Below are 20,379 nucleotides of genomic sequence, written 5' to 3' on the forward strand. Positions count from 1 at the left end.
GTGCCAGGGGAGGGTGCCGTGGGGTTCGACGTTCGGGAGTTCGCGCGCTCGGCGCAGGGGAGCCTGCGCGGGGAGCTCGACCTCGAGGCGTTCGCGGCGCACCCGCTTCCGCCGGCGGTGTCCGACGGCGTCGGCGTGCTCGGTCGACTCGAGGGCGCGACCATGGACGTGCTGCGCAACGTGCTGGTCACCGCGACGCACAAGGACGCGCGCGTCACCGCGTTCCTCGTGACCTGGGCGTACGAGCGGTTCTGGGTGGCCGACGCGTACGCGGCGATCGCGGCGGCATGCGGGCGGTCGGCGGGGGATGGGGCGGCGGCGTCGCGCGGGCCCGGGCCGGTGCGGCGCGCGTTCGCGGGGTTCGTGCAGGGACGGGCGATCGTGGGCGCGCACCTCGCCGCGCTGCTCGTCGACGACGTCGTGCTGGGCGCGATCGCCGCGCGGCTGGTCGAGGCGGCGCGTGCGGGGCAGGACGCCGTGGGCCGAGCGAACGGCGACGGCGGCGCGGGTGGGGCGGATGCGGCGACCGAGGCGTTCGCCACCGCGGTCGAGCGCGTCGGGCGCATCACGGCGAGACACGACGCGTTCCTGCGCGAGGAGGTCGCCGCGCGGCTGCGCGACGACCGGCGGGCGCGGCGGCTCGCGGCACGCGAGCTGCGGCGGTGGCCCCTGCCGCTCGGGTCGGGCGCCGTCACGGCGCGCGAGCGCGACGCGCTGCTCGCGCTCGCGTTCGGCGGGGACGGCGGCCGGGAGGCGGCGGCGGCCGTGGTCGCCGAGGTCGGCACGGTGCCGGGGCTCGACGCGACGGCACGGGTCGTGGCGACACGGCTGGGTGCGACATGGCTGGGTGCGGCGACCACGGGTGCGGACGCGACGCACGCGACCTAGGGTGAGGACAGGGCGCGGCAGCGCCGGGGAAGGCGCCGAGGGGAGGCATCCGAGTGGCCTTCGACATCGATCGCTACACCGCGACGTCGGTGCGGGTCGAGTGGGACGACCTCGACCTCGACGCATTCGCGAGCGATCCGCTGCCGCCCGAGTCGCTGCGCACGCTGCGGTACATGACCGACGTCGAGTACCACACGGTCTGCTACACGCGCGACCTGCTGACGACGCCGTCGCACCGAGAGGCCGACGTGAGCGCGTTCATGACCATGTGGAACCGCGAGGAGTTCTGGCACGGCGAGGCGCTCGCCGCGGTGCTCGCGCGGCACGGCGTCACGGTCGACTACGACGAATTGCGGGCCAAGCGCGTGAAGCTCGGCTGGAAGGACCGCATCGACCCGATCAAGCAGTCCGTCGCCGGGGCGCTCGTCGGCGCCGACTTCGTGGCGGTGCACATGTCGTGGGGCGCGGCGAACGAGTGGTCGGCGATCACGGCGTACCAGCGCATGGCGGAGCTCGAGCAGCATCCGGTGCTCGCGGAGCTGCTGCGGCGCATCGCGAAGCAGGAGGCCCGGCACGTGGCGTTCTACACCTCGCAGGCGAGGCAGCGGCTCGCCGCGAGCAGGCGCGCGCAGCAGGTGACGCGGTTCGCGCTGCAACGGTTCTGGGCGCCGGTCGGGTCGAGCATCATGCGTGAGGACGAGGTGCGGCACGTCATGGGCCAGCTCATGGCCGGGCCCGAGGGGCGGCGGGCGGCGCGCAAGGTCGACGACTCGATCAGCGCGATGCCCGGCCTCGGTGGCCTCACGATCGTGCAGGACGCGCTCGACCGCCTCGGCGTGGCTGCGTAGCCGGGCCGGGACGACGAACGGGGGCGAGGCCCAGCGGCCCCGCCCCCGTCGCCTCAGGGGATTACTTGATGGTGAAGGATGCCGAGGCCGACGTGTCGACCGAGCCGCCGACGGTCACCACGTAGGCGCCCGAGGCGGTCGACCAGTCACCGGCTGCGGTGTCCCAGTACTCGAGCAGGTGCATGTCGGCGAGGTCCTCCGCCGTCAGCGTGACCTGCACGTTCTGGTGCTGGCCCGGCTCGAGCGTGACGCGCTCCCAGCCGACGAGGCGCTTCGAGGGCTCGCCCGTGGCATCCGGCAGCTCGAGGTAGACCTGCGCCACCTCGGTGCCCGCGACGTCACCGGTGTTGGTGAGCTTGAAGCGCACGCGGATCTCCTTGTCGCCCGTGGTCGACTTCGGGGTCACCGTCACCTTGTCGTACGAGAACTCGGTGTAGCTCAGGCCGTGTCCGAACGCGAACAGCGGCTCGATGCCCTGCGCCTCGTACCAGCGGTAGCCCACCTCGAGGCCCTCGCTGTAGTCGACCTGCAGCGTGCCCTCGGCGTCGGCGATGCCCGGGTACTGGGCCTCCGACTGCGCCGTCGGCGTGTCGGCCAGCGACACCGGGAACGTCATCGGCAGCTTGCCCGACGGGTTCACGTCGCCGTAGACGAGACCGGCCAGCGCCGGGCCGAACCGCTCGCCCGAGTGCCAGGCGTGGAACACCGCGTCGACGTCGTCGATCCACGGCATCTCCACGGCCGAGCCCGCGTTCAGCACCGCGACGGTGCTGGGCGCTGCGGCGGCCACCGCGGCGATCAGCTCGTCGCCGTTGCCGTCGAGGCGCAGGTCGGGCAGGTCGGCGCTCTCACCCATGGTGTAGTGCCCGAACACGATGGCCACGTCGGCAGCGGCTGCCACGTCGGCGGCCGCGGCCGCGTCGGCACCGTTGTCGAACACGACGGTTCCGCCGGCATCGGTCACGCGCTCGGTGAGCGAGGTGAGCGGGTCGACGATCTCGTCGCAGTTCAGCACCGTGCCGCCTGGGCCGAACGGGAAGTCCCAGGCGCAGCCGGTCTTCGCGCTCACGCCAGCGGTCGCGGTGGTCGACGCGGTCTGCCCGATGACGGCGACGGTCAGGTCGCCCTCGGCGAGCGGCAGCACGCCGTCGTTCTTCAGCAGCACGGTCGACTGCTCGGCGATCTCCTGGGCCAGCGCCTTGTGCTCCGGCGTGGAGACGTCGGCGACCGGGACATCCGGCACCGGGTTGTCGAACAGCCCGCCGTCGATGTACGAGTGCACGACCCGGAAGGCCGCCTCCTCGATGCGCTCCTGCGTGATGTCACCCGCGGCGAGCGCGGCGTCGAGGCGCTCGGGGCTGAACCAGCGGGGCCGGTTGAGCTCCTGGTCCATGCCGGCGTTGAGCGACGGCGCGGTCGAGTGCACCGAGCCGAAGTCGCTCATGACGTAGCCCGTGAAGGGATAGTCCTCGCGCAGGCTCGTGGTCAGCATCGGGTTCTCGCACGCGTACAGGCCGTTGACCTGGTTGTACGAGCACATCAGGCTGCCCGGGTCGGACTTGCGGACCGCGATCTCGTAGGGGAGGTCGTAGATCTGCTTGAACGTGCGCTCGTCCATGTTCGACGAGCTCGACTGGCGGGCCTCCTCCTGCTCGTTCGCGACGTAGTGCTTGAGGTTCGCGACGATGGGCTTGTCGGGGTTGCCGTCTTCGAGGCCGCGCACGTTGGCGGCCGCCATGAGGCCCGAGAGCACCGGGTCCTCGCCGAAGTACTCCGAGCCGCGGCCCGAGAGCGGGGTGCGGCCCGAGGCGATGCCCGGGCCGAGGATGACGGCGCTGCGCTTGTCGAACGACTCGGCGCCGTGGGCGATCGCCTTCTCCTCGCCCAGCTCGAGGTTCCAGGTCGCGGCGACTGCGATCGGCCCGGGCCACGCCGTGGTGCCGGCCGACAGGTAGACGCCGTCGGGGCCGTTGGCGTAGATCACGAGCGGCGTGCAGGGCACCTGCTCGGGGTAGACGATGGGGTCCTCGCCCGCGAAACCGGGGTTCCAGTTCGTGCGGGTCGGGTCGTTCGCGGGCTGCTCCACCAGCCAGCGGTAGATCTGGTGCTGCTCGCTGGCGTCGAGCAGGGCGTTCGCACGCTCCTCGGAGCTCAGCGAGGTGTCCATCCACGGCACGGTCGAACAGTCGACCTCTTCGGCGGCCGCCGGAGCGGCCGTGGCGGCGAAGAGCATGGGTGCGGCGAGCGCGGATGCCGCGACGGCCGTCACCACCCCTCTCCGTCGGGCGCCGGGCCGTCGGCCCGTCGTCTGCGAATGCGTCATTGCGTTCTTCCTCTCATCGTCGAGAGCCCCGGGATGGGGTCCGATCGGTCGTGATCGCGTCTCACCTCGCCGCGCCGACCCAGACGTGCCCGTCTGAAGTGAAGCGGTTCAATGAAACGCTTCACAGCGTAGGGTGGGTCATGTCGGACGGTCAACCCCCTTCCGAAGATCGGAGCGAAGATGCCCGCGGACACCCCCGAGGCCCTGCGTCGCCACCTCGCGGCGGTGACGGGGGAGCAGGCGACGGATGCCTCCGGGCGGCCGCTCGACGCATCCGGCGACGCGACCGGTGACGGCGTGGGCGGGGCGACGGATGCCTCCGGCGAGCCCGCGGCCGACGGCACGACCACCTGGTGGTACGCGCCCGACCAGTACGAGCTCGGCGTGCTGCACCGCCTCGTGCGCGAGGGGTTCGCGGCCAACCGGTTCGTGCACTACGCGATGAACTTCGGCGCGACGGAACCGGCGACGACGTTCGCCCGCGACCTCGACGCCGACGAGACCGACGTCGAGCTCGCCGCATCCGGCTCGGCCACCGTCGAGGTCGACGGCGTGCGCGTCGAGGCCCGCGGCGGCGCCGGCGAGTTCCACGTGTCGCTGCCGGTCGGGGCCGCGCGCATCGAGGTCGTCGTGCGCACGCCCGAGGGCGTGCCCGCCGCGCTCGCCGAGATCGGCGGCGCCCATGCCTGGCACCTCCGCACCGCCGACGGCCTCGTGCCCGCCGAGCCCCGCCCGGGCACCGCGGCTACCGCCCCGCACGACGCCGGCGAACCGCTGGTCGAGGTGCCCGTGAAGCGGCTCGGGCCCGCCGACTGGGAGGTCGATCCGCCCGCGCTCGGACGCCCGTACGTCGAGAGCGCCGTGCGCCCGCGCATCGGCGTCGGCGAGACCGCCGCCGAGGCGCTCGCCACCAGCGAGGAAGCCCCGACTCCGAGACGCGCATCGAGGTCGTCGAGGCCGCCCCCGGCGTCTGGACCACCTCGCACGAGGTGGCCATGCGATACCTGCACGTCGAGCCGGGCCGAGCGTCGGCGGGCGGACCCGGTGAGCTCAGGGGCATCCGTGTCGAGGCCAGACGGCGACGGATGCCCCGTGCCGGCGCCTTCGCGTGCAGCGACGACGTGTTCACGCGCATCTGGGCGACGAGCGCGCGCACGCTGGAGACCTGCATGCAGTCGCTCATGATCGACGGCATCAAGCGCGACCGCATGCCCTGGATCGGCGACCACGCCCTCGGCATCCTCGCGAACGCGTTCGCCGCGGGCGACGCCGGGATCGCGCGCGACAGCCTCGTCGCGCTCGGCCGCCCGCGGCACGGGTTCGTCAACGGCATCGCCGACTACTCGCTGTGGTGGCTGATCGCCGTGCGCTCGTACGTGCGGCACTTCGGCGACGACGGCTTCGCGCGGCGAGAGGCGGCGCACGTGCGGCGCTTCCTCGAGACGATGGACGCGTTCACCGACGCCGACGGGGTGCTGCGCCCGGTCGCGGGCGAGGACGCGTTCGGGCCGGCGGGGGAGCGCGCGGTGTTCATCGACTGGGGCGTCGCGTTCGACGACGGACGCGACCCGACCGCGCTGCAGGTGCTCTGGTACTGGGCGCTGCGCGATGGCGCCGAGGTGCTCGACCTGGCCGGCGCGGACGACGCGGGCGCGTGGGCGGCGCGGGCCCGTGGCATCCGCTCGGTGCTGTTCGATCGTGCGTGGGACGCGGGCCGGGGCGCCTGGCGCACCTACCTCGACGACGGCTCGCGCGATGCCGGGCACGTCGACACGACCGCCGACGCCGCGCTCGCGGGCTACCCGAACTTCCTCGCGGTGCTGGCAGGGCTCGAGACGGATGCCGCGGAGCGACCCGTCGCCGGGATCGACGGGCGCGCCGCCGCGATCGCCGCGACGGCCACGGGCACTCCGTTCATGCAGGCGTTCGCGCTGCTCGCGCTCGCGCGGCTGGGGGAGCGCGGTGCGTCGGTCGCGCGCATCGGGTCGCTCTGGGGCGGCATGCTCGACGCGGGGGCGATGACCTTCTGGGAGGAGTTCGGCGTCGACGACGACGGCGCACATGCGGCGATGTACGGCCGGCCGTTCGGGCGGAGCCTCGCGCACGCGTGGGCGTCGGGTCCGGCGGCACTGCTGCCGGAGGCGGTGCTCGGCATCCGCCCACTCGAGGACGGGTGGCGGGTCGTGTCGGTCGCGCCCGAGCTCGGTGCGCTGGAGTGGGCGTCGGCGATCGTACCGACGCCGGCGGGCGACCTGTTCGTGCACGCCGACCGTGCAGGGGTGCGGGTGCAGGCCCCGGCGGGGGTGACCGTGCGCACGCCGGGCGGGGAGTTCGCCGGGTCCGGCGAGTGGGCTTCGGATGCTGCAGCGATCGGTATCGCTACCGGCTCGACGCCCGCGTCGTCGACGACCTGACCTCGATGCGGGGCTCGAGCACGACCCGCCGGTGCGTGTGCTCCGACGGCGCGGTGCGGAGCTCCTCGAGCAGCAGTTCCATCGCGGCCTCGCCGATCTCGAGGCCGCGCATCGAGATGGTGGTGAGCGTCACGTCGCCGTCCCACGACTGCGTGTTGTGGTCGCAACCCATGACGAGGAGGTCGCCCGGCACGTCGAGCCCGGCCGACTGCAGGCCGCGGATCGCGCCGATCGCGATCGCGTCGGTCAGGCAGAGCAGCCCGTCTGGTCGCTCGCCGGCCGGTGCCGCGGCGATCGGCGCCACCGCGGCCGCGCCGGCCTCGGGCGTGAGGCCGTCGGTCGTCACCGTGTCGACCGCAACCGCGTCGCCGGCCTCCTCGATGGCGCGGTGGATGCCGCGGCGCCGCAGCTGCACCGGCTGGAACTGGTCGCCCCCGCCGAGCACGGTGATGCGGCGGCATCCGCGCTCGAGCAGGTGGCGGGCGGCGAGGTAGCCGACCTGCTCGTTGTCGACCACGACGCGGCAGGCGTCCTCGTGGCCGTCGTAGTTCATGAGCACGACGGGGCGGCCGTGCGAGGCCATGCGCTCGACGTGCTCCGACGAGTCGACCATGGGCGCGAGCAGCATGCCGGCCACGCGCGCCTCGTCGAAGAAGCCGACGAACTCGCCCTGCGTGTCGTAGCTGTCCTCGCTGCCCGCGAGCAGCAGGTTGTACCCGGCCCTGCGGGCGACCCGCTGGGCGCCGCGCGCGATGTCGACGAACATCGAGTTGCCGAAGGCGATCGCGACCATGCCGATGTTGCTGCTGCGTCCCGTCGCGAGCGTGCTGGCGTTGGCGTTGCGCACGAAGCCCAGCTCGCGGATCGCGTCGTTCACGCGCTCGAGCGTCGCCGGGCGCACGCGGCTGGGGTGGTTCAGAGCGTGCGAGACCGTGCCGAGGGACACGCCGGCGAGGCGCGCGACGTCGGAGATGCGCGCCGGTCGCCGTGGCAACTGGTCGGTCACGGGGCCTCCGGTGAGGGCTGCCGCGCCTCGCGGCGCGGCGGAAAGCGGTGCCCATACTCTAGCCCCGTCGGCGCGATCGACCGGGGAACTGGCCCTCGGAGGTGGGGCGTGGGCGGTCCGGTTCCCGGTCGCCCGCCGCGCGTCGCCCGCCGCGCGTCGCCCGCCACGCGGCGTCCCCCGCTGGTCGGCTCGCCGGCCGTCGGCCTCTCATCGTCCGCTCAGCGCAGGTCGAGCCGCATGAGCACCCGAGGGAACCCGTTCAGCACCGACGTCGTGTCGGCCGCCTTCGTGAACCCGGCGCGCTCGAACAGCGCGCGCGTGCCGACGTACGCCATGGTCTGCTCGATCTTGGCGCCCGCGTTGTCGAGCGGGTACCCCTCGATCGCGGGCGCGCCGTACGACCGCGCGAACTCGACGGCGCCGGCCAGGAGCGGGTGCGAGACGCCCTGCCCGCGATGCCCGGGGCGGATGCGGATGCACCACACCGACCAGACGTCGAGGTCGTCGACGTGCGGGATCTTGCGGTTGCGCGCGAACTGCGTGTCGGCCCGCGGATGCACCGCCGCCCAGCCGACCACCTCGTCGCCGTCGTACGCGAGCACGCCCGGCGGCGGATCTTCGGCGCACAGCTCGCGCACCCGCTCGCCGCGCCCGCGCCCGCCCAGTTCGCGGTGCTCACGGCTCGGGATGCGGTAGCTGAGGCACCAGCACACGTTCGCGTCGGGCCGCTTCGGCCCGACCATCGTCGCGACGTCGGCGAACTCCGACGCCGGGCGCACCTCGATCGCCATGCGGCCAGTGTCGCACCGGCATCCGACACCGGGGGCCTGCCGGCGCGCGTCCCGCCGCTTCGCTGTCCCGCCCGCCCGCTCGCCCGTCAGCCGGCCAGCCGGCCCGCCGCTTCCGCTCGCCGCTCGCCCGCCGGCCCGCCGGCCCGCCGCTTCCGCTCGCCCGGCCGGCCATGGGGCGCAGCCCGCGCGTGCGACCCTCCACCGCCGTGTGCGAAACGTAGGAGATTCGCGCCCGCGCCGGGCGGGAGCTCGGCGTGTAGCGCATCGAGTCCTACGTTCGGCCCGGGTGGCGCGACAGGGTGCGAGCGGACCGTAGGAGATTCGGCGTCGCCGGAGGGCCGGGCACGGCGTGTCGTGCATCGAGTCCTACGTTCTGCACAGGGCGAGCGGTGCGGGCGGAATACGAGCGGGCCGGGTCGCGCTGGACAGGGTGAACGTGCGACAGGAGGCATCCGTGAGCGACTGGAACCAGGGCATCATCGACGAGTTCCGCGACAACGGCGGGTTCGTGAGCACCGCGGGCTTCGGCCGCAACCTCGTGCTCGTGCACCACGTCGGCGCGAAGTCGGGGGTCGAGCGCGTCTCGCCGCTCTTCGCGATCCGCGACGACGCCGGGTGGCTGATCGCCGCGTCGAAGGGCGGAGCCCCGACGCATCCGGCCTGGTTCCACAACCTGGCGGCGAACCCCGACACGGTGGTCGAGGCGCCCGGCGAGGGCGAGGTGCCGGTGACCGCGGTCGAGCTCGAAGGCGCCGAGCGGGATGCCGCGTGGTCGCGGTTCACCGCGAGGAGCGACGGGTTCGCGACGTACCAGGCGCGTACGGACCGCGTGATCCCGGTGGTCGAGCTGCGTCGTCGCTGACGCGGGGCGCCCGCCCGCGGCATCCGCTCGCCCCGTTCGCCGAGTCGTCATGGAATGCCGCATCGCAGGTGCCCGAAGCGGCAGTTCATGACGACTCGAGGAGAAGTGGGGGCGCGCATGCCGGGTGGGGAATGCGTCGGCGACCGGCGCCCGTAGGTCTACAGTCAGGGGGTGAACGCGGGCGGATGCCTCGCGGGGAGGTGACCCGATGGACACGGAGCGTGCCGCGCCCGACGCCGTCGCCGCGCCGACGAAGCCCGCGACCATCTACGACGTCGCCCGGGTGGCGGGGGTCTCGCACCAGACGGTGAGCCGGTACCTCAAGGGGTACGAGGGCATCCGGCCGGCGACGCGCGAGCGCGTGGAGCACGCGCTCAAGGCGCTCGACTACCGCGTGAACCTCGCCGCACGGTCGCTCGCGACGCGCAGGTCGAACCGGGTCGCGGCGCTCGTGCACGACATCGTGCAGGTCGGGCCGAGCAAGACCGCGCAGGGGGCGAGCAGCGGCGCGCACGAGGCCGGATACGTGCTCGACTTCATCGCGCTCGACTTCCGCGACCGCACCGCGATCGACGAGGCGCTCGAACTGATCAACCGGCAGGACCTCGCGGGCGTCGTCGCCCTGTCGTCGACCGACGACATGGCCGCGGCGTTCGCCGCGACCGACTTCCGCATGCCGGCGTACATCGTGCCCGAGGACGAGGACGACGACGACCTCGCCTCGGACGATCCGCTCACCGTGCACGGCCACGGCATGAAGGTGAGCGTCGACCACCTGGTCGAGCTCGGTCATCGGCGGTTCTTCTACATCGCCGGCCCGACGGGCTGGTCGTCGGCGCGCAACCGCACGGCGGCCTACCACTTCGCGCTCGAGCACCACGGCATCACCTCGCTGGGGCAGACGGAGGGCGACTGGTCGCCCGCGTCGGGGTACGACGCGGCGCAGCGGGTCGCGGTGCACACCGACGCCACCGCGCTCGTCGTGGCGAACGACCAGATGGCGCTCGGCGCGATGCTCGCACTCGAGGAGGCGGGCAAGCGCGTGCCCGACGACGTGAGCGTGGTGGGGTTCGACGACATCCCCGAGGCGCGGTTCTTCCGCCCGCCGCTCACGACCGTCCGCCAGGACTTCGACCTGCAGGGGCGCATCGCGTTCGGCCGGCTGCTGCAGCTGATCGACGGGCCGGGCGCGTACACGGCGCCGCCGAACGTTCCCGACCTCGTGGTGCGTCGCTCGACGGCGGCCGCCCTGCGCGCCTGAGGCGGCCGCGCGGCGCTGGACCGGGCGCGCCGGCCGGCGGGCGCGGGCCCAGGGGCATCCGCTCGCTCTCGTCCGGCCCCGCGCGCCTGAGCAGACGGTGCTTTTCAGGAGCCGCCGAGCGACCGGCGACGAACGTTGCGCGGCGAGTGCCCGGCGCGGCGACCTGCGTCCTGAGAAGTGCCGGATGCGGCGAGACGTTGCGCGCGGTCGCGCTCTCCGCCCCGGCAACTCCTGAAAAGTGCCCCACCCGCCGGCGGTGTTAGCGGTAACAACTTGATAACGAGGGACTTGTTAGCGGTAACAAACCGGTGTAGCTTCCCCAGCAGATCGTCACAGTCGACACCCCACCGCACGACAACGGAGTTCTGCAGCGCATGACCTCGCACCAACCGCACCAGCCCACCGGCATCCTCTTCGGAGCCGCCTACTACGCCGAGTACCACGTCGAGGAGCGCACCGCGCAGGACCTCGACCTGATGGTGGAGGCGGGCTTCACCGTCATCCGCGTGGGTGAGTCGGTCTGGTCGACCTGGGAGCCGCGCGACGGCGAGTTCGACCTCGACTGGCTGCAGCCGGTGCTCGACGGGGCGCACGAGCGCGGCATCAAGGTGATCCTCGGCACGCCCACCTACGCGGTGCCGCCGTGGCTGCAGACCGCCTACCCCGAGATCGCGGCCGACACCCGCACCGGCGAGCCCATGCCGTGGGGCGCGCGCCAGGAGGTCGACTACTCCCACCCCGCGTTCCGGTTCCACGCCGAGCGGGTGATCCGCCAGGTCATCGCCCGCTACGCCGACCACCCCGCCGTGATCGGCTACCAGGTAGACAACGAGCCCGGCATGGTGCTCTTCCACAACCGCGGCAGCTTCCAGCGGTTCGTGCGCCGCCTGAAGGCGCAGTACGGCGACGTCGAGACGCTCAACCGCGAGTGGGGGCTCACCTACTGGTCGCACCGGCTCTCCGACTGGTCGGACCTGTGGACCCCCGACGGCAACTCGCTGCCGCAGTACGACCTCGCCTGGCGCCGGTACCAGGCCGACCTCACGACCGAGTTCATCGCCTGGCAGGCCGACATCGTGCGCGAGTACGCGAGCCCCGAGCAGTTCGTCACCACCTGCATCGCCTACCCGCGGCCGGCGCTCGACGACGAAGAGCTCGTCGAGGCGCTCGACATCACCGCCGGCAATCCGTACTACGCCATGCAGGACCACCTCGACGCGACGAAGCAGCTCGACCCGGTCACGCCGTGGACCACCTCGGGCGTCGCCGCGATGTTCCGCCAGGCCGACCGCCTGTTCTCGTCGAAGCAGTCGCGCTTCCTCGTCACCGAGACCGACGCGCAGGCGATCGGCGGCTCCGAGTTCAACCTCCCGCCGTACCCCGGGCAGCTCCGCCAGGCCGCGTTCGCGTTCATCTCCCGCGGCGCGGCGATGATCGAGTACTGGCACTGGCACACGCTGCCGTACGGCACCGAGACGTATTGGGGCGGCATCCTCCCGCACAGCCTCCAGCCGGGCCGGGTCTATCACGAGCTTGCGGCCGTCGGCGCCGACCTCGGCGCGATCGGCGATGCGCTCGACGGGTACGAGCCCGACGGCGACGTGGCGATCCTGTGGTCGAACGACAGCCGCTTCGCGTTCGAGTTCTTCCCCCGCTCGCCACCGCCGACGGCGCGCCCGACCGCCAGTCGTACACGCGCATCTTCGACGCTTTCCACCGCGGCGTCGTCGACGCGGGCGCGCAGGCGCGCGTCCTGCACGCCGCCCAGGCGCACGCGCTCGGCGCCGCCGACCTCGCCGCGAGGTACCCGGTGCTCATCGCGCCGGCGTTCTACGTGGCATCCGATGCCGACCTCGACCTGCTGCGCGAGTACGCCGCCGCCGGCGGCCACCTCGTCGTCGGCATCCGCACCGGCTACGGCGACGAGGAGGCCCGCGCCCGCGTCGAGGTCGCGCCCGCCCGCCTCGCCGAGGCCGCCGGCGTGCACTACGAGGAGTTCTCGAACCTGCAGGCCGACGTGCCCGTGCACGGTGCCGACGACTTCGAGACCGCAGCGGATGCCGCGGGGCGGCTGTGGGCCGACGGACTCATCGCCGACGGGGCCGAGGTGGTCGCGCAGTACGCGCACCCGCGCTTCGGCGACTTCCCCGCCGTCACGACCCACCCGCACGGCGACGGCCGCATCACGGTCGTCGGCACGGTGCCGTCGCCCGCCCTGGCCGCCGACCTCGTGCGCAGCCTCGTGCCCGCGCCGATCGCCGACGAGCTGGCCGCAGGCCGCGCGCTGCCGGTCACGGTCTCGTCGGGCACGCTGCCCGACGGTCGCCGCGCCTGGTTCTCGTTCAACTGGAGCTGGGACGAGACCTCCATCACGCTCTCCCGCGACGCGGTCGACGCCGTCACCGGCACCGCCCACGCCGCGGGCACCGAACTCGCCCTCCCCGCATGGTCGACGCTGACCCTGCTCGACGGGTGACCCACCGGCATCCGCCGGTACCGGAAGACCAGGAACCCCTGGGACACCACAGAACAAGGAAGAGGACATGAGGAACGCACCAAGAACAGCACTGAAGCTGGGCTCCGTCGCCGCTGCCGCAGCACTGCTCCTCACGGCGTGCTCGTCGAGTGACGGGGGCGGCTCCGGCGCATCGGGCGACGCCATCACCGATGAGCAGCGCGAGGAAGCGCTCAACACCCCCACCGAGCTCACGTTCTGGACGTGGGTGCCCGACATCCAGAACGAGGTCGACCTCTTCGAGGAGGCCTACCCCGCGATCAGCGTCACGGTCGAGAACGTCGGCCAGGGCCTCGAGCACTACCAGAAGCTCCGCAGCGCACTCGAGGCGGGGCAGGGCGCACCGGATGTCGCGCAGATCGAGTACCAGTACATCCCGTCGTTCGTGCTGACCGAGTCGCTGCTCGACCTCGAGCCGTACGGTGCCTCCGACATCTCGGGTGACTACGTCGAGTGGGCGTGGAACCAGGTGTCGCCGGCCGACCAGACCTGGGCCGTGCCGCAGGACGTCGGCCCGATGGGCAACCTCTACCGCGAGGACATCCTCGCCGAGGCCGGCATCGACGAGGCGCCCGCGACGTGGGACGAGTACGCCGACGCCGCGCAGGCGGTGAAGGACGAGACGGGCTCGTACATCTCGAACCTCGGCGCGACCCAGGCCGGGCAGATGATCGGCTTCTTCTGGCAGGCGGGCGTGAAGCCCTTCAGCTACGACGGTGCCGAGACCGTGGGGATCAACGTCAACAGTGCGGAGGCCAAGGAGGTCGCCGACTACTGGACCGACCTGATCCAGGCCGACCTGATCTCGACCGACGTCGACTTCAACGACGAGTGGTACCAGGGCCTCGCGAACGGCAAGTACGCGGGCTGGCTCACCGCCGCCTGGGGGCCGATCTTCCTCCAGGGCACGGCCGAGTCGACCTCGGGCCTGTGGCGCGCCGCGCCGCTGCCGCAGTGGTCGGCGGGTGAGGCGGTCTCGGGCAACTGGGGCGGTTCGTCCGACGCCGTGCTCGCGACCAGCGAGAACCCGATCGCGGCCTACGAGCTCGCGAAGTTCATCAACCACGACGAGGAGTCGGCCTTCCGCCTCGCGACGGAGCAGTTCCTGTTCCCGCCGCAGCTGTCGGTGCTCGAGGACCCGGAGTTCGCGGGCCAGCAGCTCGAGTTCTACGGCGGCCAGGAGGTCAACGCGCTGTTCGCCGAGATCTCGGAGACGGTCGACACCGACTTCGAGTGGCTGCCGTTCATGGACTTCGTCTACTCCACCTACGAGGAGACGGTCGGAACCGTGATCGCCGCGAAGGGCGACATCTCGGCCGCACTCGACGAGTGGCAGACCGAGCTCACCGAGTACGCCGAGGCGCAGGGCTTCACCGTCGAGTGAGGCGAGGGCGTGCGGTCGGATGCCTCCGGCCGCACGCCCGCTCCGGGCGCCGGCCGACACCCGGCCGGCGCCCGCCCCGCCCGGAACCGCAGAGAGTAAGGAGCCGTCGTGTCCCACGCACCGGCGCTCGACGATGAGCGCCCCACTGCCGCCGCACCGCAGAAACGTCGCGTGAGCGCGAACCAGCGCAAGCTGAACCGCGCCGCATACCTGTTCATCACCCCGTTCTTCGTCATCTTCGTCGCGATGCTGATCGTGCCGCTCGGCTACGCCGGGTACCTCAGCCTCTTCGAGTCCCGCCTCATCGGCGGCGAGACGTTCGCCGGGTTCGCCAACTACGTCCGCGCCCTGCAGGACCCGGACTTCCTCGCCAGCATCGGCCGCATGGCCCTGTTCTTCGTCGTGCAGGTGCCGATCATGCTCGGGCTCGCACTGTTCTTCGCGCTCGCGCTCGACAGCGGTCGGGCACGCGGGTCGAAGGGCGCGCGCCTGCTCATCTTCATGCCGTACGCCGTGCCGGCGGTGGTCGCCACCCTCATGTGGGGTTACCTGTACGGCCCCGACTTCGGTCCGATCGCGCAGATCGCACGCAGCATCGGGTTCGGCACCCCCGACTTCCTCTCGCCCGAGAACATCCTCGGCTCGATGATGAACATCGTCACGTGGGAGTTCGTCGGCTACAACATGATCATCCTGTACGCCGCGCTCCGGGCGATTCCGTCGGAGCTGTACGAGGCCGCCGAGATCGACGGCGCCGGTCAGTTCCGCACCGCGTGGAGCGTGAAGATCCCGGCGATCCGCTCGGCGATCCTGCTGACGGTGATCTTCTCGATCATCGGCACGTTCCAGCTCTTCAACGAGCCGAGCCTGCTGAACACGATCGCGCCCGACGCGATCACCAATTCGTTCACGCCCAACTACTACGCGTACAACCTCGCGTTCATCAACCAGGAGCTGAACTACGCGGCGGCGATCGCGTTCCTCCTGGGCCTCGTGATCGCGATCGTGTCGTACGTCGTGCAGCTCAACGAGCAACGACGGGCGCGCAAGGAGAGGAGCGGAGCATGACCGATCTCGAGACCCGGGCCGCGGTCACCGTCGGCGCGAAGGGCGGCCGACGCAGCCCGTTCGGCCGCGGCGCCGCGACCGCCCGCCGCTTCGCCCCGGAGCGACGCCGCAACTGGATGCTCACCGTGCTGCTCTGGCTGTGCGTGCTCTACTTCATCCTGCCGCTCTGGTGGCTGCTCGTCTCCTCGACCAAGGACAACTCGGCGCTGTTCTCCACCTTCGGGCTCTGGTTCGGCGGCGAGCTGTCGCTCTGGGAGAACCTGCAGACGCTGTTCACGATCCGCGGCGGCATCTTCACGCGCTGGCTGCTGAACACCGTGCTCTACGCGGGCGTCTCGGCGGTCGGTGCGACCCTGCTCGCGGCCGCAGCCGGCTACGCGTTCGCGAAGTACCGCTTCCCGGGCTCCGCAGCGCTGTTCAGCATCATCCTCGGCGCCATCATGATCCCGCTCACGGCGCTCGCGCTGCCGACCTACCTGCTGTTCTCGCGGGCGGGCCTGACCGACACCCCGTGGGCGATCATCATTCCGTCGCTGGTCAGTCCGTTCGGCGTGTACCTCATGCGGGTGTACGCGGCCGACGCGGTACCCGACAGCATGATCGAGGCGGCGCGCGTCGACGGTGCGGGGGAGTTCCGCATCTTCTGGCAGGTCGGCCTCCGGCTGCTCGGGCCGGGCCTCGTGACGGTGTTCCTGTTCTCGCTCGTGGCGACCTGGAACAACTACTTCCTGCCGCTGATCATGCTGAACAGTTCGGACCTGTACCCGATCACGGTCGGGCTGGCCCAGCTCCAGTCGGCGGCGAGCGCCGGCGGCGGGTCGCAGGCGCTGTTCTCGACGGTGATCACCGGATCGTTCGTATCGATCCTGCCGCTCGTGATCGCATTCCTGTTCCTGCAGCGGTACTGGCAGTCGGGCCTCGCCACCGGCGGAGTGAAGGGATGAGTGCATCGTGACCATCTGGTACGGCGGGGACTACAACCCCGAGCAGTGGCCGCGCGAGGTGTGGGACGAGGACGTCTCGCTCATGCAGCAGGGCGGCATCAGCCTCGCGACCGTGGGCGTGTTCTCGTGGGCCCGGCTCGAGCCGCGGCCGGGCGAGTACGACTTCGGCTGGCTCGACGACGTGCTCGACACGCTGCACGCCGGGGGCGTGCGGGTCGACCTCGCCACGGCGACCGCCTCGCCGCCGCCCTGGCTGGCGAAGCGGCATCCGGAGACCCTGCCCGTCACCGAGCAGGGCGTGCGCCTCGCGGTCGGCAGCCGGCAGCAGTACTGCCCGAGCTCGCCGGTGTACCGGTCGTACGCGAAGCGCCTGGTCGAGCAGTTGGTCGCGCGCTATGCGGGGCATCCGGCACTCGAGCTCTGGCACGTCAACAACGAGTACGGATGCCACGTGAGCCACTGCTACTGCGAGGTGTCGGCCGACGCGTTCCGGGCGTGGCTCGAGGCGAAGTACGGCACGGTCGAGGAGCTGAACCGGGCGTGGGGCACCGCGTTCTGGTCGCAGCGCTACGACGCGTTCGACGAGGTGTCGCCGCCGTCGGCCGCGCCGAGCTTCCGCAACCCGACGCAGCTGCTCGACTTCGACCGGTTCTCGAGCGACGAGCTCATGGCCTGCTACTCGGCGGAGGTCGAGGTGATCCGCGCCGCCTCCGACGTGCCGATCACGACGAACTTCATGGGGTTCTTCAAGCCTGTCGACTACTGGAAGTGGGCGCCGCTCGTCGACGTCGTCTCCGACGACACGTACCCCGACCCGGCCGACCCCCGCTCGCCGGCGTACGCGGCGATGGTGCGCGACCTCATGCGCTCGCTCGGCGGCGGCAAGCCGTGGCTGCTCATGGAGCAGGCGCCGAGCGCGGTGAACTGGCGGGCCCGCAACGCGCCCAAGGCGCCCGGGCAGATGCGCGCCTGGTCGTACCAGTGCGTGGGGCGCGGTGCCGACGGCATCCTCTTCTTCCAGTGGCGGCAGTCGGCCGCGGGCGCGGAGAAGTTCCACTCGGGCATGGTGCCGCACGGCGGCACCGACACCCGTGTGTGGCGCGAGATCGCGCAGCTCGGGGAGAGCTGCGCGACCTGTCGGGCCCCGATGGGGGAGTCGAGGGCGGTCGGGTGCCTGCGGCGGTGGCGATCGCCCTCGACTGGGACAGCTGGTGGGCGATCGAGCAGCCGGCGTCGCCCACGACCGTGCCGTACCTGCAGGTGCTGTTCGCCTGGCACCGTGCGTTCACGTCGCTCGGGCACACGGTCGACTTCGTGCGCGCCGACGGCGACCTGTCGGCCTACGGCCTGGTCGTCGCGCCCGCGCACTTCGTGGCGACCGACGCGCAGGTCTCCGGGCTGGCCGCCTACGCCGACGGCGGCGGCACGCTCGTCGTCGGGTTCGGCACCGGCATCACCGACGAGGACCTGCGCATCCGGCTGGGCGGCTACCTCGGCGAGCCGCTGCGCGAGGCGCTGGGCGTCTGGGTGGAGGAGTTCGCGCCGCCGGCCGGGCCCGATCTCGCGGCGACCGGCGGGGGCGAGGTGCCGCCCGTCGGGCTGTCGGGTGAGGTGCTCGGGGCGGATGCCACGGGCTCGACCTGGGCCGAGGTCGTGCGCGTGACCGACGCCGACGTGCGCGCCACGTTCACCGACGGCGCGCTCGCGGGTTCGCCGGCCGTCACTCGCCGTGCTGCGGGCGACGGGTCGGCCTGGTACGTCGCCACGCTGCCCGACCCGGAGCCGCTGCGCGCGCTCGCCGCGGCGCTCGCCGCGGACGCGGGCGTCACGGCGCCCGAGCCCGCCGCGACCGGCGACGAGGTCGAGGTCGTGCGGCGCGGGGAGCTCACGTTCGTGATCAACCACGGGGCATCCGATGCCCGCGTGCTGCTGACCGGCACCGACGTGCTCACCGGTGCGGACGCCTCCGGCCTGGTGCTCGCGCCGCAGGGGGTCGCGATCGTGCACCCCTGACGTTCGGGGGTCGCTTTTCAGGAACTGGTTGCGACCCCGCGCACGGATGCTGCGTGGGGGCCCGGATCTCGGCCGGAATCGGCCGGATCCGGGCCCGTCACGCCGGGATCCGCCGTCGGGCCGGCTGGGGCTCCTGAAAAGTGACGGTCTTCGACGTCAGGCGGAGGCGCGGCGCTGCATCGCGAGGCGCACGGGGGCGCTCGCGGCGCCGTAGCCGTCGTAGCCGCCGCGGCGCTCGACGAGTTCGAAGAACACGCCGCCGATGGTCGGCGTGTAGAAGTGGATGAACTCGCCGCCCGAGCCGTCGCGGTCGTAGAGCAGGTCGAGCTCGCGCAGCTCGGCGAGCAGGGCCGGGTCGAGGTCGAACTGCGCGGCGAGGTCGTCGTAGTAGTTCGTCGGGATGCGGAGGAAGTCGAGCCCGGCGGCGCGCGCGGCCCGGGCGGCGGCGACCACGTCGTCGCAGCGCACGGCGACGTGCCGGTCGGGCACGGGCGCGGTCGGCGGTGCGAGGTTCATCGGCAGGCGCACAACGCCGTCGGCGGTGCGCATCACCTGGCTGAGCACCAGCCCCTGCGGGCCGGGCACGTCGGCCGACGACTGCGTCGTGAGCGAGAGCACGCTCGACGCGAAGAGCACGGCCTCGTCGAAGTCCTGCCAGCGGTAGCCGACGTTGGCGTGGTCGACCACACCCGACGCGCACGCGTCGGAGCCGGGGGAGCCGCCCTCGAACTCGGTGATCCACGAGGTGTCGGCGGGGCGGTCGCTCCAGTACACGACCGTGCCGTCGGGTGAGGCGACGCCGCGCAGCTCCTGCTCGCCCGCGTAGGTGCGCCGGAACGCCGCGGGCGCGCCGAGGGCCACGGCCCGGTCCACCGCGGCATCCGCGTCGTCGACCATCAGCCCGATGCCCGTGAGCCGCGGCGTCTCGTCGCGCACCTGCTCGTCGAGGATGATGCGCGCCTCGCCGGCGGTCCAGAGGCGCACGCGCTTGCTGCGGTGCCGGCCGCCGAACGCGAAGCCGAGCAGCTCGAGGGTCTCGTCGACGGCGGTGAGGTCGGCGCCGGCGATCTCGACGAAGTCGATGCCGCGCGCGACCTGCGGCTCGCCGAGCAGGTCGTCGGTCCAGCCGTTCGCCGCCGCGGTGCGGTCGGCGAGCCAGGTGAGCGACCGGCGGGCGTGGCCGGCGGTGCGCACGACGTCGGTCTGGCGGAACGTGTCGTTGAACACCTCGAGCGAGAGCGGGCCGGTGTACCCGGCGCGCAGCACGTGCGCGAGGAAGTCGGTCAGCGCGAAGTCGCCCTCGCCGGGGAAGAGGCGGTGGTGGCGGCTCCACGAGAGCACGTCCATGTCGAGCGCGGGCGCGTCGGCGAGCTGGAGGAAGAAGATCTTCTCGCCGTCGATCTCCTCGATGCCCGCGGGGTCGTGCCCGCGGGAGAGGATGTGGAAGCTGTCGAGGCACACCCCGAGATTCGGCCGATCGGCGCGCTGCACGATGCGCCAGGCGTGCCGGTAGTCGTCGACGAATCGGCCCCAGGCGAGCGCTTCGTAGGCGATGCGGATGCCCCGCTGCGCGGCCGCGTCGGCCAGGGCCGCGAGCTGTGCGGCGGCGACCTCGTCGTCGTCGATCGTGGCGGTGCCCGCGTTGCTGCAGACGAGGATGGTGTCCGCGCCGAGCCGCTGCATGACGTCGAACTTCGCCTCGGCGCGGCGGAGGTTGTCGGCGAAGACCTCGTCGGCGACGCCCTCGAGGTCGCGGAACGGCTGGAACAGGTCGATCGAGAGCCCGAGCCTCGCGCAGAGGGCCCGGATCTCCTCGGGGGACTCCATGGCGCCGATGAGGTCGGCGTCCATGATCTCCACTCCGTCGAAGCCGGCGTCGCTGCAGGCATGGAGCTTCTCGACCAACCCGCCAGAGAGGCAGACGGTGGCGATCGAAGTGCGCATGCATGTAATGTACCAGTTCGTACATACCGTGGGCAGGTCGAGTTCCGAGACCGGATCGAGACCTTCCGGGCTGGAGATCGACTTCGCGCGGTGCGTAATGTAATAACTGGTACGTATA

General features: G+C 72.2%; 15 protein-coding genes and 2 pseudogenes. 13 read left to right on the forward strand and 4 right to left on the reverse strand.

The window, feature by feature from the left end; translation table 11 throughout:
- Positions 1-18: 18 nt before the first annotated feature.
- Both QUE38_RS11295 and QUE38_RS11300 read left to right on the forward strand, forming a co-directional pair.
- Complete coding sequence (locus QUE38_RS11295) at positions 19-888, forward strand: hypothetical protein (protein WP_286308341.1); 870 nt, start codon at positions 19-21, stop codon at positions 886-888.
- A gap of 53 nt (positions 889-941) precedes the next feature.
- Positions 942-1,736 carry a ferritin-like domain-containing protein gene (locus QUE38_RS11300; protein WP_286308342.1) on the forward strand — a complete coding sequence of 265 codons (795 nt, stop codon included), beginning with the start codon at positions 942-944 and terminating at the stop codon, positions 1,734-1,736.
- A 61-nt stretch (positions 1,737-1,797) separates the two neighbouring features.
- Here QUE38_RS11300 and QUE38_RS11305 read toward each other — a convergent pair whose 3' ends face one another.
- Positions 1,798-4,005, reverse strand: coding sequence for a beta-glucosidase (locus QUE38_RS11305; RefSeq protein ID WP_286308344.1), 2,208 nt, complete (start codon positions 4,003-4,005; stop codon positions 1,798-1,800).
- A 234-nt stretch (positions 4,006-4,239) separates the two neighbouring features.
- On the opposite strand from QUE38_RS11305, the gene QUE38_RS11310 reads away from it, so the two are divergent.
- Both QUE38_RS11310 and QUE38_RS11315 read left to right on the forward strand, forming a co-directional pair.
- The gene (locus tag QUE38_RS11310) at positions 4,240-5,244 is read left to right on the forward strand and encodes a hypothetical protein (RefSeq protein ID WP_286308348.1); all 1,005 of its coding nucleotides are present in this window, start codon (positions 4,240-4,242) and stop codon (positions 5,242-5,244) included.
- On the forward strand, positions 5,145-6,473 hold the full coding sequence (locus QUE38_RS11315) for an alpha-L-rhamnosidase-related protein (RefSeq protein ID WP_286308351.1): 1,329 nt from the start codon (positions 5,145-5,147) through the stop codon (positions 6,471-6,473). Before QUE38_RS11310 ends, QUE38_RS11315 begins: the two co-directional genes overlap by 100 nt.
- On the opposite strand, the gene QUE38_RS11320 is transcribed toward QUE38_RS11315, so the two are convergent.
- Together QUE38_RS11320 and QUE38_RS11325 are read right to left on the reverse strand one after the other, a co-directional pair.
- A complete protein-coding gene (locus QUE38_RS11320; protein ID WP_286308354.1) occupies positions 6,439-7,479 on the reverse strand; it encodes a LacI family DNA-binding transcriptional regulator in 1,041 nt (346 codons plus the stop codon). The two genes, QUE38_RS11315 and QUE38_RS11320, sit on opposite strands and share 35 nt — an antisense overlap.
- Before the next feature lie 218 nt (positions 7,480-7,697).
- Positions 7,698-8,270 (reverse strand): GNAT family N-acetyltransferase, encoded by a 573-nt coding sequence (locus QUE38_RS11325; RefSeq protein ID WP_286308357.1) that lies wholly within the window; start codon positions 8,268-8,270, stop codon positions 7,698-7,700.
- Positions 8,271-8,724: 454 nt separating this feature from the next.
- Between QUE38_RS11325 and QUE38_RS11330 the strand changes: the two genes are divergently transcribed.
- From QUE38_RS11330 to QUE38_RS11370, 9 genes and pseudogenes are all read left to right on the forward strand, one after another.
- On the forward strand, positions 8,725-9,132 hold the full coding sequence (locus QUE38_RS11330) for a nitroreductase/quinone reductase family protein (protein ID WP_286308359.1): 408 nt from the start codon (positions 8,725-8,727) through the stop codon (positions 9,130-9,132).
- Between the two features lie 208 nt (positions 9,133-9,340).
- Entirely contained in the window at positions 9,341-10,393 is a 1,053-nt protein-coding gene (locus QUE38_RS11335; protein WP_286308360.1) for a LacI family DNA-binding transcriptional regulator, read from the forward strand.
- Between the two features lie 476 nt (positions 10,394-10,869).
- Positions 10,870-11,892: pseudogene (locus QUE38_RS11340) on the forward strand (beta-galactosidase); the annotation flags it as partial.
- A 113-nt stretch (positions 11,893-12,005) separates the two neighbouring features.
- Positions 12,006-12,869 carry a beta-galactosidase trimerization domain-containing protein gene (locus tag QUE38_RS11345; RefSeq protein WP_286308361.1) on the forward strand — a complete coding sequence of 288 codons (864 nt, stop codon included), beginning with the start codon at positions 12,006-12,008 and terminating at the stop codon, positions 12,867-12,869.
- A gap of 67 nt (positions 12,870-12,936) precedes the next feature.
- Positions 12,937-14,292 carry an extracellular solute-binding protein gene (locus tag QUE38_RS11350; RefSeq protein WP_286308362.1) on the forward strand — a complete coding sequence of 452 codons (1,356 nt, stop codon included), beginning with the start codon at positions 12,937-12,939 and terminating at the stop codon, positions 14,290-14,292.
- A 108-nt stretch (positions 14,293-14,400) separates the two neighbouring features.
- Positions 14,401-15,360, forward strand: coding sequence for a carbohydrate ABC transporter permease (locus QUE38_RS11355; RefSeq protein ID WP_286308363.1), 960 nt, complete (start codon positions 14,401-14,403; stop codon positions 15,358-15,360).
- Complete coding sequence (locus tag QUE38_RS11360; RefSeq protein ID WP_286308364.1) at positions 15,357-16,304, forward strand: carbohydrate ABC transporter permease; 948 nt, start codon at positions 15,357-15,359, stop codon at positions 16,302-16,304. The genes QUE38_RS11355 and QUE38_RS11360 overlap by 4 nt, the downstream gene beginning before the upstream one ends.
- An 82-nt stretch (positions 16,305-16,386) precedes the next feature.
- A pseudogene (locus QUE38_RS11365) lies at positions 16,387-17,373 on the forward strand (beta-galactosidase); the annotation flags it as partial.
- Between the two features lie 113 nt (positions 17,374-17,486).
- Entirely contained in the window at positions 17,487-18,317 is an 831-nt protein-coding gene (locus QUE38_RS11370; RefSeq protein ID WP_286308365.1) for a beta-galactosidase trimerization domain-containing protein, read from the forward strand.
- A gap of 156 nt (positions 18,318-18,473) precedes the next feature.
- Here QUE38_RS11370 and QUE38_RS11375 read toward each other — a convergent pair whose 3' ends face one another.
- A complete protein-coding gene (locus tag QUE38_RS11375) occupies positions 18,474-20,261 on the reverse strand; it encodes a sugar phosphate isomerase/epimerase and 4-hydroxyphenylpyruvate domain-containing protein (protein ID WP_286308366.1) in 1,788 nt (595 codons plus the stop codon).
- Positions 20,262-20,379: the final 118 nt, after the last annotated feature.

The sequence above is a fragment of the Agromyces mangrovi genome (genome assembly GCF_030296695.1).
Taxonomy (GTDB): domain Bacteria; phylum Actinomycetota; class Actinomycetes; order Actinomycetales; family Microbacteriaceae; genus Agromyces; species Agromyces mangrovi.